General features: G+C 63.4%; 16 protein-coding genes. 5 read left to right on the top strand and 11 right to left on the bottom strand.

Annotated features, from left to right (window positions below):
- The first annotated feature begins 133 nt into the window (after nt 1–133).
- The gene (locus B0E50_RS00160; RefSeq protein WP_077438989.1) at nt 134–769 is read left to right on the top strand and encodes a hypothetical protein; all 636 of its coding nucleotides are present in this window, start codon (nt 134–136) and stop codon (nt 767–769) included.
- A gap of 385 nt (nt 770–1154) precedes the next feature.
- Here the strand turns inward: B0E50_RS00160 and B0E50_RS00155 are convergent, their stop codons facing one another.
- From B0E50_RS00155 to htpX, 3 genes are all read right to left on the bottom strand, one after another.
- Nucleotides 1155–1961, bottom strand: coding sequence for an isocitrate lyase/phosphoenolpyruvate mutase family protein (locus tag B0E50_RS00155; RefSeq protein WP_077439101.1), 807 nt, complete (start codon nt 1959–1961; stop codon nt 1155–1157).
- Nucleotides 1962–2274: 313 nt separating this feature from the next.
- Nucleotides 2275–4143, bottom strand: coding sequence for a molecular chaperone HtpG (gene htpG / locus B0E50_RS00150; RefSeq protein ID WP_077438987.1), 1869 nt, complete (start codon nt 4141–4143; stop codon nt 2275–2277).
- Nucleotides 4144–4242: 99 nt separating this feature from the next.
- Nucleotides 4243–5133: a protease HtpX gene (gene htpX, locus B0E50_RS00145; protein ID WP_077438985.1), complete on the bottom strand. Its 891-nt coding sequence runs from the start codon at nt 5131–5133 to the stop codon at nt 4243–4245.
- Nucleotides 5134–5262: 129 nt separating this feature from the next.
- Here htpX and gluQRS point away from each other — a divergent pair, with 129 nt between their 5' ends.
- Both gluQRS and phbB read left to right on the top strand, forming a co-directional pair.
- Entirely contained in the window at nt 5263–6129 is an 867-nt protein-coding gene (gluQRS, locus tag B0E50_RS00140; RefSeq protein WP_077438983.1) for a tRNA glutamyl-Q(34) synthetase GluQRS, read from the top strand.
- A 113-nt stretch (nt 6130–6242) separates the two neighbouring features.
- Nucleotides 6243–6983 carry an acetoacetyl-CoA reductase gene (phbB, locus tag B0E50_RS00135; RefSeq protein ID WP_077438981.1) on the top strand — a complete coding sequence of 247 codons (741 nt, stop codon included), beginning with the start codon at nt 6243–6245 and terminating at the stop codon, nt 6981–6983.
- A 75-nt stretch (nt 6984–7058) separates the two neighbouring features.
- Here phbB and B0E50_RS00130 read toward each other — a convergent pair whose 3' ends face one another.
- On the bottom strand, nt 7059–7844 hold the full coding sequence (locus B0E50_RS00130) for a tRNA threonylcarbamoyladenosine dehydratase (RefSeq protein ID WP_077438979.1): 786 nt from the start codon (nt 7842–7844) through the stop codon (nt 7059–7061).
- A 153-nt stretch (nt 7845–7997) separates the two neighbouring features.
- Between B0E50_RS00130 and B0E50_RS00125 the strand changes: the two genes are divergently transcribed.
- Nucleotides 7998–8387: a cytochrome c gene (locus B0E50_RS00125; protein ID WP_077438977.1), complete on the top strand. Its 390-nt coding sequence runs from the start codon at nt 7998–8000 to the stop codon at nt 8385–8387.
- Between the two features lie 22 nt (nt 8388–8409).
- Here the strand turns inward: B0E50_RS00125 and B0E50_RS00120 are convergent, their stop codons facing one another.
- From B0E50_RS00120 to B0E50_RS00095, 6 genes are all read right to left on the bottom strand, one after another.
- Nucleotides 8410–8712 carry a DUF962 domain-containing protein gene (locus tag B0E50_RS00120; RefSeq protein ID WP_077438975.1) on the bottom strand — a complete coding sequence of 101 codons (303 nt, stop codon included), beginning with the start codon at nt 8710–8712 and terminating at the stop codon, nt 8410–8412.
- Between the two features lie 71 nt (nt 8713–8783).
- Nucleotides 8784–9653 (bottom strand): pirin family protein, encoded by an 870-nt coding sequence (locus B0E50_RS00115; RefSeq protein WP_077439099.1) that lies wholly within the window; start codon nt 9651–9653, stop codon nt 8784–8786.
- Nucleotides 9654–9669: 16 nt separating this feature from the next.
- A complete protein-coding gene (locus B0E50_RS00110; RefSeq protein WP_077438973.1) occupies nt 9670–10731 on the bottom strand; it encodes an NADH:flavin oxidoreductase/NADH oxidase in 1062 nt (353 codons plus the stop codon).
- 54 nt (nt 10732–10785) lie between these two features.
- On the bottom strand, nt 10786–11685 hold the full coding sequence (locus B0E50_RS00105) for an alpha/beta fold hydrolase (protein ID WP_139350694.1): 900 nt from the start codon (nt 11683–11685) through the stop codon (nt 10786–10788).
- Nucleotides 11686–11802: 117 nt separating this feature from the next.
- Nucleotides 11803–12012, bottom strand: coding sequence for a cold-shock protein (locus B0E50_RS00100; RefSeq protein WP_077438969.1), 210 nt, complete (start codon nt 12010–12012; stop codon nt 11803–11805).
- Nucleotides 12013–12275: 263 nt separating this feature from the next.
- Complete coding sequence (locus tag B0E50_RS00095) at nt 12276–12485, bottom strand: cold-shock protein (protein WP_077438967.1); 210 nt, start codon at nt 12483–12485, stop codon at nt 12276–12278.
- A gap of 357 nt (nt 12486–12842) precedes the next feature.
- Here B0E50_RS00095 and B0E50_RS00090 point away from each other — a divergent pair, with 357 nt between their 5' ends.
- Nucleotides 12843–13325: a hypothetical protein gene (locus B0E50_RS00090; RefSeq protein ID WP_077438965.1), complete on the top strand. Its 483-nt coding sequence runs from the start codon at nt 12843–12845 to the stop codon at nt 13323–13325.
- A gap of 11 nt (nt 13326–13336) precedes the next feature.
- On the opposite strand, the gene B0E50_RS00085 is transcribed toward B0E50_RS00090, so the two are convergent.
- Nucleotides 13337–14584 carry a crosslink repair DNA glycosylase YcaQ family protein gene (locus B0E50_RS00085; protein ID WP_077438963.1) on the bottom strand — a complete coding sequence of 416 codons (1248 nt, stop codon included), beginning with the start codon at nt 14582–14584 and terminating at the stop codon, nt 13337–13339.
- Between the last annotated feature and the right edge of the window lie 287 nt (nt 14585–14871).

Here is a 14871-nt window from a genome sequence, read left to right as displayed (position 1 = left end):
TCGGCAAGTACGCCCTGAGCTGACCCATTTTTTTGTGGTCACGCGCTCTTCATGCTGTCGCGTCAGCTGAGACAAAGTGGTGAAAATATCAGTCGCGTGCACGACGAACCTCCCCTGTCGATTGAGGCCATCCATGAGCGACGAATACATTTCCGAAGACAAGTTCTGGGATGGCTGGGGCGTTATCCAAAAGTCCGATGGTGGCATGTTCGATTTCGACGACGTTAAAGATCAGCCGCTCGAACGCGTGTGGACCATCGTAGATACCGGTGCTTACGAAGATGAAAACTGGTACGCCATGCCGGGGTTTCACATCGTAAACAAGCTTGGCTACATCATGACCCGACGCGAGTGGACTTCGGACACTCCTGATGCCGTCTATTTTCTGCATGAGGACGAGGACGATGGCGAGCGCCAAGTCTTCATTTATCAGTACCGTGACGCCGCGAACTACAAGGCTGGCGGTATGTTGCTTCTTTACGGAGCAAGCCGAGACGTTGAAGAAGATTTAATCCGCGAGTGTTGTGACGCGGATGGATGCTTCGTTGCCGAGCAAGTTGGAGTGCCCGCACTGTGCGATCAGCTCTTCGCCTTTGGTAGTGGTCCTACCGATGATGATCACGCTTTCCATGAATTTCAGGGCCTTCGCCCGGCCACGGCAGAAGAAATCGCTTCGCTCCCATTGTGGGGTGGCCTGCGAGATCTGACATGCCGATTCCTACGCACGGATGGCAAATGGGATTGCTCATTGTCTCCCAACTGCTTCTGATTCGATTGGGGGACGGCGTAGTCACTCGCGTTGGATACGTTTGCCCGCGCAGCGGGCGCACCGAGTGCGGGCCAGGATGGCACGCTGCTCTACCTGGGGCCCCTTGTGCGGCGGTGAGGCGGGGTCGACAGGCCGCGTAGCGGGAACCGACAGGACGTCGGTTCCTTTTCGCACGGTCAGGATGACCGTTCGAAAAGCCCGGCCCCGGCTCACGGACTTGCCGCCCATGGATGGGCGGCAAGCGCCAAGCGGGGTGGCCTTCTCTTTTGGTTACTTTTCTCTTGGCCACGCAAGAGAAAAGTGACTCGGCTGCCGCACGCAGACGAAAGCTCTTGACTCTGTGCCTGCTTGAACCCGAAGCACGCAAACAGGCAATCCTTACCGCTTACGTTCCGGCGAACAAAGCCTGAATCCGGCCGTACGGCATGGCACCCGCGGCCAGCGACTCAGAGCGCCCACTATCGAGAAAATCCCGCGCCAGTGTTTCCGCCTGTCCCCACAGCATCTGCGAAATACCGGAGCCTGCGCTAAAGCGCCGCACACCGAGCTGACCCAACTCGTGGACCGGCATCAGTCCCGGCCACGCCATCACATTGAGCGGCAGGCCTATTCCCACCACGATGGCCTGGATCTCGGCCGGTTCGTGCAGACCGGGAACGAACAAACCATCGGCACCGGCCGCGCGATAGATCGCGCCGCGTGACAGCGTTTCATCGACGCGCAGCGAGGCATCGGCCAGATTGGCCAGGTACACGTCGGTGCGCGCATTCACGAAGATGTCCGAACCCGCCTTTGCGGCGGTGTTCTTGATCGCTTCGATTTTCGCAGCGAGCACGGCCGGCGCCTGCGCACCGTCTTCGATATTGATGCCGGCGACGCCGACATCGAGCAGTCGCCGGATCGTTTCGCCTACCGTCGCGGCATCATCGGCGTAGCCGTTTTCCATGTCGACCGACAACGGCACCGTGAGGACGCGCGCGATGCCGGCTGCCGCATGGATCGCGGCGTCCACTGGCAGCTTTCCTCCATCCGCATAGCCAAGCGCCCAGGCCAAACCTGCGCTGGTGGTGGCGATGGCCGCGGCGCCCAGACTTTCAAACAACCTGGCACTGCCGGCGTCCCAGGCATTGGGCAGCCGCAGCGGCTGCGGGCCATCGTGCAACTGACGGAAGATGGCTGCGTTCGCTGACATGTCGAGCTCCGATGCATCACCGATGGGGACGTGCATTCTGCTTGAAGTTTCGCCCCACCAACAGGGACGCCCTTGCAACGGTTCGCCGTGATACCGCGCAGCGCATACCCTCGGAAGGGGCCAAATCTGTATGAGCTGAAGGCACTGGGCCCCAGCCTGCGCTGGGGTGACGGATGGGTGGAATTTTCGCGAGCACCCCTCTCCCTCCCAAAGGGATTCCCTTCGGTCACAGCCCTCTCCCTCAAGGGGAGAGGGAGACAAGAAAAAGCCCGCCGGATGGCGGGCTCTTCATATTGGCGAAATGCGCTGCGTCTTAGCCCAGCAACACCCGATTCATCCGCTGCACAAACGCCGACGGATCCGGCAACTGCGCACCCGCTGCGATCTCCGCCTGCTCCAGCAGCAGCGTGGCCAGATCCTTCGCCTTCGCTTCGTCCGCTTCCGCCTCGACGCGCTTGAGCAACGCATGCTGCGGATTGATTTCCAGCGTCGGCTTGTTGTCCGGCATGTCGTGGCCGGCTTCGCGCAGCAGGCGGGCGAGATGCGGTGCCATCTCGTAATCGCTCAGCGCGAGGCAGGACGGTGAATCGGTGAGGCGGGCTGAGACGCGTACGTCGCCGACGCGGTCGCCGAGCAGCTCCTTGAGCTTCTTGACCAGCGGCTCGGCCTCCTTCGCGGACTCCTCCTGCTTCTTCTTGTCGGCTTCGTCCAGCGGCAGTTCGCCCTTGGCGACGTTCTGCAGCTTCTTGCCGCCGTATTCGTTCAAGCTGCCGAGCATCCATTCGTCGATGCGGTCGGACATCAGCAGCACTTCGATGCCCTTGGCCTTGAACGCTTCCAGCTGCGGGCTGCCCAGCGCGGCGGCGTAGCTGTCGGCAGTGATGAACCAGATGGTGTCCTGGCCCACCGGCATGCGGCCGATGTAGTCATCGAACGAGACGGTCTGCGCGCTGCCGTCGCCCTTGGTCGAGGCGAAGCGCAGCAGCTTGGCGATGCGCTCGCGATTGTTCGCATCCTCGCTGATGCCTTCCTTGAGCGTGTTGCCGAACGCCTTGTAGAACGTGGCGAATTTCTCCGGCTCGTCCTTGGCCAGTTTCTCGATCAGGTCGAGCACGCGCTTCACGCAGGCGGACTTGATGCGCTCAAGCTGGCGGTTCTGCTGCAGGATCTCGCGGCTCACGTTGAGCGGCAGATCGTCCGCGTCGACCACGCCGCGCACAAAGCGCAGGTAGTTCGGCAGCAGCTCCTCGGCCGCGTCCATGATGAAGACACGCTTGATGTAGAGCTTCAGCCCCTTGCGCTCGTCGCGGCCGCCCATCATCAGGTCGAACGGCGGCTGCGACGGGATGTACAGCAAGGTGGTGAAGCTCTGGCTGCCCTCGACACGGTTGTGCGTCCACGCCAGCGCATCGTTGAAATCGTGGCCGAGCGACTTGTAGAAGCTCTGGTAGTCCGCGTCGCTGATCTCGGACTTCGGCTTGGTCCACAGCGCCGAAGCGGCGTTGATGGTTTCCCATTCGTCGGTCGGCTTGCCGTCCTTCTCCACCGGCATGCGGATCGGGAAGGCGACGTGGTCGGAGTACTTGGTGATCAGCGAGCGCAGCTGCCAGCGCTTGAGGAACTCGTCCTCGTCGGCCTTGAGATGCAGGATGACGGAGGTGCCGCGCTCGGCCTGCTCGACCTGCTCCAGCGAGTACTCGCCCTTGCCGTCACTCTCCCACTTCACGCCGTCGCTCGCCGGCGCATCGGCGCGACGGGTGATCACGGTGACCTTGTCGGCGACCACGAAGGCGGAATAGAAGCCCACGCCGAACTGGCCGATCAACCGCGCATCGGCCTTCTGCTCGCCCGACATCGCCTCGAGGAAGCGCTTGGTGCCGGAGCTGGCGATGGTGCCGATGTTCGCCACCACTTCGTCACGATTCATGCCGACGCCGTTGTCGCGGATGGTGACGGTGCGCGCGTCCGGATCCCAGCTCACGTCGATATGCAGCTCGCTGTCGCCGGCCATCAGCTCGGGCTTGGCGATCGACTCGAAGCGCAGCTTGTCGCAGGCGTCGGAGGCGTTGGAGATCAGCTCGCGCAGGAAGATCTCCTTGTGCGAGTACAGCGAGTGCGTGACCAGGTGCAGCACCTGGGCGACTTCGGCTTCGAATTTGCGGGTTTCGGTGGGTGCGGTCATGCGTGGGTGTTCCGTTGATGCGTGGATGTTGAATTCTCTTGACCGTCATGCCGGCGCAGGCCGGAATGACGGGTCCGAAAGTTTACGGCCTGGCGATGCCTAGCTGGCGCTCTGCAGCGCGGCGATGCGCTCGTCCAGCGGCGGATGGCTCATGAACAGTTTCCTGAAGCCATCGGCCAGCGGGCCGGAAATGCCGAATGCGGCGATGGTGTTGGGCAAGGTGCTTTCGCCATGGTTGGCCTGCAGCCGTTGCAGCGCGGAGATCATCGCGCCGCGACCGGCGAACTTGGCGCCCGCCGCATCGGCGCGGAACTCGCGCCAGCGCGAGAATGCGGCCACGATCATCGAGGCGAACAGGCCGAACACCACCTGCAGCACCATCACCACCACGAAGTAGCCGATACCGCTGCCACCGCGGTTGTCGCGACCACCGGAAAGCCAACTGTCGACCAGCCGACCCACGATGCGCGCAGCCAGGATCACCAGCGTATTCAGCACGCCCTGGATCAGGGTCAACGTCACCATGTCGCCATTGGCGACGTGGCCGATCTCGTGACCGAGCACGGCGGTCACCTGCTCACGGTCCATCTGCTGCAAAAGACCGGAGCTGACTGCGACCAGCGAGCTGTTCCTGGTCATGCCGGTGGCGAACGCGTTCATTTCCGGCGCGTCGTAGATCGCCACTTCGGGCATGCCGATGCCAGCGTTCTGGGCATGGCGACGCACGGTATCGACCAGCCAGCGCTCGGTCTCGTTCTGCGGCTCGCTGATCACGCGCGCACCGGTGGACATCTTGGCCATCCACTTGGACATCGCCAGCGAGATGAAGGCGCCGCCCATGCCGAACACAGCGGCGAAGATGAGCAGCCCGGTCGAGCCGCCAAAGCCTCGTGCGGCCTGCATCTGGTCGACACCGAGCAAGTGGCAGACGATGCTCAGCAGGAACAGGACGGCGAGGTTGGTACCAATGAACAATGCGATGCGACGCATGGCTGTCTCTCTTGTGGCAGTCATGAAGGGGTTACGCGCTTGGCGCGTGGATCAAGATTCGGGGCATGGAGGCGCCGTTTCAAGGTCCGCCAGGCCTGTCGTCCCCGCTGCATACCCTAAAATGACCGCATGACCTATCGCGGCCGCTTCGCCCCCTCGCCCACCGGACACCTGCATTTCGGCTCGCTGGTGGCTGCGGTGGGAAGCTGGCTGTGCGCACGGCATGCTGGCGGCCAATGGCTGCTGCGGATGGAGGACATCGACCCGCCGCGCGAGGTCGCCGGCTCGGCGGCCAGCATTCTGGCAGCGCTGCCGGCATTCGGGCTGGTCGCCGATGCACCGACGCTGTTCCAGTCGCAGCGCGTGGCCGCCTACGATGCGGCATTCGAGCGGCTGCGCGCGGCGGATCAGGTGTTCCCCTGCTGGTGCAGTCGCAGCGACCTGGCCGGTGCGGACGGGATGCATCGTGATGGCCGCTGCATCGCAGCACCCGATCCGAATCGCCCACCCGCATGGCGCCTTCGTGTGCCGGACATCGAGGTGGATTTCGTCGACGCCCTGCAAGGCCCGCAAAGGCAGAACCTGCATGAGAGTGCCGGCGATTTCGTCATCAAGCGGGTCGAAGGCCTCTATTCCTATCAGCTGGCCTGCGTGGTGGACGACGCGTTCCAGGGCATCACCGACGTGGTGCGCGGCAGCGACCTGCTCGACTCCACCGCGCGGCAGATCTGGCTGCAACGCTGCCTGGGCCTGCCAACACCAGCGTACCGGCACCTGCCGTTGGCGCTGGACGCCGAGGGTCGCAAGTTGTCCAAGTCCGACCGGGCCTGTCCAGTCGATCCGGCCAGCCCGCTGCCAGCGTTGCGACAGGCCTTGGTCTTCCTGCAGTTGCCTGCCTCCGGGGACACGGCAAATGTGCAGGACTTGCTGGCGCAGGCGCTCGTCAATTTCGACCCGGCACTTTTGCCGCAATGCAGCGGTCACTCTGTCGCCTGAAACGCTATAAAGCTAAGGCAAACCGGCTCTCCATGGCATCGAATTGCAGCAATGCGTTGCCATGATGGCCGGATTTCACAGCCCTCGGCTTTACCTCTCAGGAGATCAAGGACATGACGCAGCGTACGGCATTGGTCACAGGTGGCACTGGCGGCATCGGCAGCGCGATCATCCGCTACCTCGCCAGTCAGGGGCACCGGGTCGCCACCAATTACCGTGACCAGAGCAAGGCCGAGGCGTGGCATGACGCGATGGCCAAGGACGGAATCAACGTATGCATGGTGCAGGGCGATGTATGCGATCCCACCGCCTGCGACGCGATGATCCGTGCCATCGAGGAAAAATGCGGCTCGATCGACATCCTGATCAACAATGCCGGCATCACCCGCGACAGCACCTTCCACAAGATGAACTACCAGCAGTGGACGGACGTGATCAGCACCAACTTGAACGCCTGCTTCAACGTCACCCGCCCGGTGATCGACGGCATGCGTGCGCGCAAGTGGGGCCGCATCGTGCAGATCAGCTCGATCAACGGCCAGAAGGGCCAGTACGGCCAGGCCAATTACGCCGCCGCGAAGGCCGGCATGCACGGCTTCACCATTTCGCTGGCGCAGGAGAACGCGAAGTTCGGCATCACCGTGAACACCGTCTCGCCCGGCTATGTCGGCACCGACATGGTGATGGCCGTGCCCGAGGAAGTGCGCGAGAAGATCGTTGCGCAGATTCCGGTCGGCCGCCTCGGGCGGCCGGACGAGATCGCACATGCCGTGGCGTTCTTCACCGGCGACCAGGCCAGCTGGATCACCGGGGCGAACCTGGCGATCAATGGCGGGCATTACATGGGTTGGTAAGCCACGTGTAGGAGCGCACCCTGTGCGCGATGTTTTGCCTGACGTGACGAAGAGCATCGCGCACAGGGTGCGCTCCTACCGGTCGAGCAGCTTTTCCAGCACCTTGCCGACTGCCGCGAATGCAAACGCGCCGGTGACATGCGTGGCGGCACCGAGGCCACCACCGCAGGCGAGATTCAACGCGTCGCCACCCGGCGGACGGTTGCCACACACCGTGCCATCGGGTTGCGGGTACTGCACGTTCTGCAACGAGTACACCGCCGACACGCCGAAGTAGCGATCCGGATTGCGGGGGAAGTTGAAGTCCGCGCGGAGCTTCTTGCGGATCAGGCTGAACATCGCGTCGTGCTCGGTGCGTGACAGATCACGCACGCGGATCTGGGTGGAATCGGTGCGACCACCAGCCGAGCCGACGCTGACGATCGGCAGCTTGCGCCGGCGGCACCAGGCGATCGTTTCCAGCTTTACGCGGAACGCATCGCAGGCATCCAGCACCACGTCGTAGCCGCGGTCGAGCAGTTCGTCCAGCGTCGATGGCGTGAGGAAGCGCTCGATCGCCTCGATCCGGATGACCGGGTTGATCGCCTTTGCCCGTGCGGCGATCACGCCGACCTTGGACTTGCCGAACTCGCCATCCAGCGCATGCAGCTGGCGATTGGTGTTGGACACGCAGACTTCGTCGGCATCGATCAGGGTAAGTCGACCAATGCCACTGCGTGCCAGCGCCTCGGCCGCCCACGAACCGACGCCGCCGATGCCGATCACGCACACGTGTGCCTGCGCCAGCGCGGCCACGCTGCCGAGGCCGTACAGGCGCTCGACGCCGGCGAAGCGCTCGGCCGGAAATGCCGCATCAGTCATGTGAACATGCCATGTGTGCGCCTGAGGTTGTCTGAAGGTGTCACGGGATCATCCTGATGCGGTTCAACCGTCATTTTATCGCGCCTGCATGGATGCCACGCATCGGCACGGGTTATTCTTGCTGCCTTCCTCGTCTCCTGTGGGACCAAAACGATGCGCGTCGCTCTGTTGATCCTGCTCGGCCTGGCGATTGGCGTGATCGGAACGGTCAACGTCATGAGTACGCTGAGTGCACGCAATCCGATGCCGAAGGCGGTGATGCATACCATGGGCTATCACATGGGTGAACTGGGCCATGCGCTGAAGGCGAAGCAGTGCGATGCAGCCAGCATCCAGCATCACCTGCAGCGACTGCAGTCCACCGCCACCGATATCGTGCCGGTGTTCGGCATGACCGAGAAGGACTTCACCGACGACGCGAGCCAGTTGCAGGATCGCCTGCAGCAGGCGTTGCAATCGGCACCCGCAGACTGCGCCGCCTTGGCTGCAGCCATCAAGCCGATCGATGACACCTGCAAGAGCTGCCACCAGAAATACCGCTGATCCACTCAGGCACGGCCAGTGCTCAGAAGCTGACCTTGCCGCGCAACATCTGCCCGTACATCACCCAGTCGCCGAGCAGGCTGTACAGCGGATGCTTGAACGTGGCCGGACGATTCTTCTCGAACACGTAGTGGCCTATCCAGGCACAACCGTAACCGGCTACGGGCATCAGCCATAGCCAGCCGAGTTGGCCGGTCAGCAGCGCCACTACCAGTACCACGATCACCAGGCTGCTGCCGATGAAATGCATGCGACGGCAGCTGCGGTTGCTGTGTTCGGTCAGGTAGTACGGATAGAACTCGCTGAAATTGCTGAAACCGGACATGTGGTAACCCCTGACGGATCGACCCGGACAGCGTGACCCGGGCAGGCTTTTGATGCAACCAACGGCACCGGTCAAGGCAGCGGAATGAACTCGTCCTCGTCACCCACCACCGTGCCCATGCGTTGCGCCTGCCAATCGGCCTTGGCCTGTTCGATCCGTTCCTGGGTCGCAGCCACGAAGTTCCACCATAGATGCCGCTCGCCATCGAGTGGCGCACCGCCGAACAACAGCAGCTTGCTGTCCGCGTTTGCGCGTAACAACGGTGCCGTTGGCCCTGCCTGCACGGCCATCTGTGCCGCGGCAAGATCCAGCTCACCCCAGCGAACCGCACCCTCGACGAGGAAGACACCACGTTCGAGATGTTCCGGCGGCAACGCCAGTTCGGCGCCAGCGGCCAGCTTCACCTCGAGCAGGAACATCGGTCCGAACACCTTGACCGGCGACTGTTGCCCGTACGCGCTGCCGGCAATCAGCACTGCTTCCATGCCCGGCTGGCGGATCGTCGGCAACACCGCGCGATCATGGTGATGGAATTCGGGCGCCACTTCGGCGTCGGCCTGCGGCAAGGCGACCCAGATCTGCACGCCATGCAATGACTGTCCGTCACGACGCTCATCCGGCGGTGTGCGCTCCGAATGCACGATGCCGCGCCCGGCGGTCATCCAGTTCACTTCACCGGGACGGATGTCGGCCACGCTGCCGATGCTGTCGCGATGGCGGATCGCTCCCTCGAACAGCCAGCTCACCGTAGCCAGTCCGATATGTGGATGTGGGCGCACGTCCATGCCGCTGCCGGGCGCGAAGGTCGCCGGACCCATGTGGTCGAAGAACACCAGCGGGCCGACATGGCGCGCCTGCAGCACCGGAAGCATGCGCCTCACCGTGAAGCCGTCGCCGAGGTCATGCAGGCGACCTTCGATCAGGGTTGGACTCGCTTCCATCATCGTTCTCCGTGGCTTACCAGGCGCGCCCATACTGGATCGGCGCCTCGATCTTCGCATCGAGCACATGAGCTGCCCGACGCGGGAAATACGGGTCGCGCAGGCTCTCGCGCGCCATCAATACCACGTCGGCTTCACCGTTGGTGACGATGTCCGCGGCATGCTTGGCCGTGGTGATCAGGCCCACCGCACCGGTGGCGATGCCGGCCTCACGCCGGATGCGTGCGGCGAATGGCACCTGGTAGCCCGGCTCCAGCGGGATCGTGACGTGCGGCAACAGGCCACCGCTGGAAACATCAATCAGGTCCACGCCAAGCTGTTTCACCTGCGCGGCCAGCTGCACGCTCTGCTCGATATCCCAGCCGCCGGCATCGGCCCAGTCGGTGGCCGAGATGCGCAGCCACAGCGGCAACTCGGCTGGCCACACCTCGCGTACCGCGGCGATCACTTCACGCACGAGGCGGCTGCGGTTTTCGAAACTGCCGCCATAGGCATCGTCGCGCTGGTTGCTCAGCGGTGACAGGAACTGGTGCAGCAGGTAGCCGTGTGCAGCATGCAGCTCGATCAGTTCAAAGCCGGCCGCCAGCGCGCGTTGCGCCGCCGCGCGAAAATCCGCGATCACCTGCTGGATGCCAGCTTCGTCCAGCGCCTGCGGCATGTTCCAGCCGGTATCGAATGGCAACGCCGATGGCGCCACGGTCAGCCAGTCGCCCTGCCCGGCGGGTACCGGGCCATGCCCTTCCCAGGGGCGCAGCGTGCTGGCCTTGCGTCCGGCATGCGCCAGTTGCACGCCGGCAATCGCGCCCTCCGCCTTGATGAAGCGGGCGATCGGCTGCCACGCCTCCTGCTGGGCCTGATTCCACAAGCCGGTGTCCTGCGGCGAGATGCGCCCTTGCGCCGAGACCGCGGTGGCCTCGGCGATCACCACCGCTGCACCGCCCACGGCCCGGCTGCCCAGATGCACCATATGCCACTCGTTCGGCATGCCGTCGGTAGCCGAGTACTGGCACATCGGCGATACCACCAGACGGTTGCGCAAGTTGAGACCGCGCTGGGCCAGGGGTTCGAACAGGTTCATCGGGTATTTCCGCCAGGAGACAGCTGCTCGATATGCAGGCGACCCGCCAACGGATCAAGCGGCCGGATGATCACGTGCGGTCGAGCCCGCATCCTGTGCTGCGATCCAGCTTGCCACGCTTGCGGCGATCGGCTCGGGTGTCTTCATCCAGCCGAAATGATCAGCGGGTCGACCATCGAGGTCCTGCGGCGTGATGACCTCCACGCTCCGGCCGGCCTGCGGCATCTTGTCGAGCAGCCAGTCCAGCGAGGCCTGTGGCCCAAGCCAGTCGTCCTGCAGGCGCAATGCCAATACCGGCAACGGCGACGCGGCCATTGCCTGCTCGAAATCCTGCGCCATCCCGGTCGCCGCATAACGGCCGCTGCGCCCGCTGCGCGCCCAGTCGGCAATCAACCGGCGAGCCTCGTTGCCGGCGAAACCGATCTGCCGGCCGGGCAGATAGCCCACCAGCCACGCCAGCCACGGGGCAAGGACATAGGCGATGCGGATCAGACCGCCAAAGCGGAAACGGCGCCAATACGGCGAACCACTCGCCACCAGCACCAGACCGGCGTGTGCGGATGGATGCAGGCTGGCATACAGCGAACCCAACTGACCGCCCAGACTGTGCCCACCCAGCCAGCAGGCCGCCTGCGGCCAGCGCACGCGTACCGCTGCCAGCGCCGCCGGCAAATCGTCGGCCAGCAGCTCGCGGTAACCCCAGTCTTCATGACGGCCGGCACGCCGGTTGCTGGAACCGATACCGCGCCATTCGTGCACGACCATTGCCACACCCCGCGCGGCCAGCGCCTCGGCCAGCGGCAGGTAGTGCCTGGCCGGCATGCCCATCGCCGGCAACCAGAACAGCAACTGGTGCCATGCGCCAGCGGGATGGACGCAGAGCAACTCGAAGCGTGAACCATCGGCCGCCGAAACCGTGATGACTGTCTGCTCGGTGGCTGTGACAGCCGGCATCGGGGTCGGCGCGCGGCCGTGGGAGGGATCGGACATCCCGACAGGCTAGCGAATTGTTGTTTCTGCGACAAAAAAAGGCCGGCTTGCGCCGGCCCTTTCAGAATATCAACGCCGTTATCAGGCCGGCGTGACGTCTTCGGCCTGCAAGCCCTTCTGGCCGTCGACGACCTTGAAGCTCACTTTCTGCCCTTCCTGCAGGCTCTTGAATCCCGTGCCGCTGATGGCGCGGAAATGCACAAACACGTCAGGGCCATTCTCACGGCTGATGAAGCCGAAGCCCTTGGCGTCGTTGAACCACTTGACGGTACCTACTTCACGATCCGACATGACTCACTCCGATCCATTCCAGACGCTGACACAAGCCGGCCCCAACGGGCCGACGGCTTACTGAGCTTGCCGGAATCATCGGGTGTAACGATAGGGATTCAGGAAACCCCTTACCGGGCACGCACGTGGCCGAGCAGACACAGTGCCGTTAGCATAACGGATTTCCAGCTTGCAAGTGATTTGTCAAGCAGATTGTTGCGGCCATTATCCGGGCAAGAAAAAACCGGGCATCGCTGCCCGGTTTCCCTTACATCGAATGGCAATCAGGCCGGGGTTACTTCTTCAGCCTGCAGGCCCTTCTGGCCCTGCACCACGCTGAAGGAAACCTGCTGGCCTTCCTGCAGGCTCTTGAAGCCCGAACCGGTAATCGCGCGGAAATGCACGAAAACATCCGGGCCATTATCACGGGCAATGAAACCGAAGCCCTTGGCGTCGTTGAACCACTTGACGGTACCGACCTGACGATCAGACATAGTTAATCACTCCATTGGGTTTGAAGGCTCGACCTGCATGTTGCGACAGACCGGCTTACTGGTGTGCAAGGAAACAACCCTGGGGTGAACGATGAGGCAGATCGCGGATCAGCTGCATCGGGTCACAATCTCTGCTGACCCCGGCAAACACAGTGGCCAGATCATAACGGCAGAATCCGGACGATGCGAGATTGCGCAACGCGGCACGAAATGAAAACGTTTCCGTCGTTTTTGCCAATCGGGATGACAAATTCAGATTTTGTTTACGTCGAACCCGGTCTAGTGTGAGTCGAGCCATCCACCGGCACGACCGGATCCTCGCAACTTCCTCAGGATCATTACCAAGGAGCACCCAGCATGCCCACCCTGACCCGTTCATCCCTGGCCGGCATGATCGTCACCCTGTTGCTGGCCGGCTGTGCCCATCACCCCACCACCCCGGCCGCGTCCAAGACTGGCACCTCCCAGGCAACGGCCTCGACTTCGGCAGTTGCCAGTACAACAGGCGCAACAACCACACACCATCCGCAGCGCAATGCCGGTCCCCACGGCCATGTCACGGTCGAGGAGGTCAAGTTGCCCGACCGTACCGGCATTGCTGCCTGCGATGACTACCTCTCCAGCTATATGGCATGCCACCGCGCCGCAGGCGTCTTCACGCCGAGCCAGCTGCCGGAACGTTACGATGCCATGCGCACCAGCCTGCTGCGTGATTCGGAAAATCCGGATATCCGCCCGCAACTGGCTGCCCGTTGCAACTCGCTGGCCACTACGTTGCGTGAAGCCCTGCATGGCAAGTCGTGCGCGGTGAGCCCGGCTCCTGCCAGCAGCACGCGGTAAACGGGTTGCGCCTATCCGATAACTTGCCAGACCGTCCGCAATGCCTTCGCCAAGCTGGCCGGTTGCGTGCGTCCCAGCCTGATTTCGGGCGTACCGTGCCAGCGTGCCGTGGCAGCAATCGCCACAGCCACCGCTCGGACAAGTTCGGGCTCGGGCGTCACACCGGGTTCCAGGAAGAGCGCCTTGACCTCGAACACGCCTTCGTCGCGATGGGCCTTGGCGTCCAGCCGGCCGACCAGCCGGCCACGATGCAGGATGGGCAGCACGAAATAGCCGTAGCGTCGTCGCGCTGCCGGCGTGTAGCACTCGATGGTGTACTCGAAATCAAACATCGCCAGCGCCCGTGCCCGGTCCCACACCAGCGGATCGAACGGCGACAACAGCGTGGTATGGGTGGCGCGCAAGCGACCGCGGATTGCCCGATCCAGTGTTTCGGCATGATCGCGATGCACATAGCCCGGCACCTTCCAGCCTTGAACCGGCACGCTCAACAGGTCACCGCGGGTCAGCAGCGGCGCGAGTTCCTGCTCGGTGACCGCCGGCTTCAACCGGTAATAGTCGGCGATCCAGCCAGCCTGGGTCACGCCCAACGCGTGCACGCTGTCGAGGATGAAGCGTTGCCGCAGCTCCGCCGCGGTAAGCGCGGCTGTGTCGACATCGAACGGTGGATCGAGCCGGACCAGCACGTTTGAAGCGAGGTCGTAGACACGCTGGAAGTTCTCGCGTCGCGCCACCATCAGCTCGCCCAACGCAAACCACGCCTCCAGCCAGCGCTTCTCCGGTTTCCATTCCCACCAACCGGTCTTCGCCGCTTCTGCGCCCTCGCTCTTGCGGACAAAGTCCGCCGCACGCACGGGGCCAGAGGCACGGATACCTTCCAGTAGCGCATCCATGTCCGCACGCTGTTCACGATGCATGCGTTGGGCATTGCGGTGTGCCCAGTGATTGCCGCGTTGCCCCAGCCAGCCCCGATGCAGGCCGACATCGGTCGCGGCGACGAAGCATGCCTCGTGCGCCCAGCATTCGGCGAGCTGCCCCTGCGTCAGCGCCTCGTCCAGCCACACCATCGGGTAATCGCCGAGGCGTGAGTGCAGCACCAGATAAGGGCTGCGTGCGACCACATGGATGGTATCGATCTGCAGCAGGCGCATGCGTTCGATGGTCGCCACCACATCGGCACGCCGGGGGCGGCGGCGCAACGGCTGCAAAAGCCCCTGTGCGGCCAGTTGCAGCAAACGCGCCTGCGACGGGGTCAGCATGCGGTGGTTGACTGAAGCTGCGTTCAACGACACAGCATCTTCACGGATTCACGACGAGAATATTGAGCGGGCATTTACAAAGCCTTTGCTAGCGTGGCACCGAGTCCGGCAGTAGCGATCAGGGATTTTCCCGAATTGAGCGCTTCCGGATGAGTACGAAACTCCCACTATTCTGGCATGGAGCATCCACGATGAAATTCCGCAAGCCACTGTTATCGACCATCACCATCGGGGCGATCTTCTTCGCCGGCACACTGCTGGCCCAGGACACCCCGCCGCCACCGCCC

Source organism: Rhodanobacter sp. C01, assembly GCF_002001045.1.
Classification (GTDB): domain Bacteria; phylum Pseudomonadota; class Gammaproteobacteria; order Xanthomonadales; family Rhodanobacteraceae; genus Rhodanobacter.
Note: the sequence above shows the minus strand (reverse complement) of the source record. Positions and strands in the feature narration are given on the sequence as shown.

What these genes read in the sequence shown, in the direction of transcription:
- B0E50_RS00115 (WP_077439099.1), bottom strand. Translation starts at nt 9,653, where the DNA reads ATGGAAGCGAGTCCAACCCTGATCGAAGGTCGCCTGCATGACCTCGGC.
- B0E50_RS00095 (WP_077438967.1), bottom strand. Translation starts at nt 12,485, where the DNA reads ATGTCTGATCGTCAGGTCGGTACCGTCAAGTGGTTCAACGACGCCAAG.
- B0E50_RS00125 (WP_077438977.1), top strand. Translation starts at nt 7,998, where the DNA reads ATGCGCGTCGCTCTGTTGATCCTGCTCGGCCTGGCGATTGGCGTGATC.
- B0E50_RS00120 (WP_077438975.1), bottom strand. Translation starts at nt 8,712, where the DNA reads ATGTCCGGTTTCAGCAATTTCAGCGAGTTCTATCCGTACTACCTGACC.
- phbB (WP_077438981.1), top strand. Translation starts at nt 6,243, where the DNA reads ATGACGCAGCGTACGGCATTGGTCACAGGTGGCACTGGCGGCATCGGC.
- htpG (WP_077438987.1), bottom strand. Translation starts at nt 4,143, where the DNA reads ATGACCGCACCCACCGAAACCCGCAAATTCGAAGCCGAAGTCGCCCAG.
- B0E50_RS00100 (WP_077438969.1), bottom strand. Translation starts at nt 12,012, where the DNA reads ATGTCGGATCGTGAAGTAGGTACCGTCAAGTGGTTCAACGACGCCAAG.
- B0E50_RS00090 (WP_077438965.1), top strand. Translation starts at nt 12,843, where the DNA reads ATGCCCACCCTGACCCGTTCATCCCTGGCCGGCATGATCGTCACCCTG.
- B0E50_RS00130 (WP_077438979.1), bottom strand. Translation starts at nt 7,844, where the DNA reads ATGACTGATGCGGCATTTCCGGCCGAGCGCTTCGCCGGCGTCGAGCGC.
- B0E50_RS00155 (WP_077439101.1), bottom strand. Translation starts at nt 1,961, where the DNA reads ATGTCAGCGAACGCAGCCATCTTCCGTCAGTTGCACGATGGCCCGCAG.
- B0E50_RS00105 (WP_139350694.1), bottom strand. Translation starts at nt 11,685, where the DNA reads ATGCCGGCTGTCACAGCCACCGAGCAGACAGTCATCACGGTTTCGGCG.
- B0E50_RS00085 (WP_077438963.1), bottom strand. Translation starts at nt 14,584, where the DNA reads ATGCTGACCCCGTCGCAGGCGCGTTTGCTGCAACTGGCCGCACAGGGG.
- B0E50_RS00160 (WP_077438989.1), top strand. Translation starts at nt 134, where the DNA reads ATGAGCGACGAATACATTTCCGAAGACAAGTTCTGGGATGGCTGGGGC.
- gluQRS (WP_077438983.1), top strand. Translation starts at nt 5,263, where the DNA reads ATGACCTATCGCGGCCGCTTCGCCCCCTCGCCCACCGGACACCTGCAT.
- B0E50_RS00110 (WP_077438973.1), bottom strand. Translation starts at nt 10,731, where the DNA reads ATGAACCTGTTCGAACCCCTGGCCCAGCGCGGTCTCAACTTGCGCAAC.
- htpX (WP_077438985.1), bottom strand. Translation starts at nt 5,133, where the DNA reads ATGCGTCGCATCGCATTGTTCATTGGTACCAACCTCGCCGTCCTGTTC.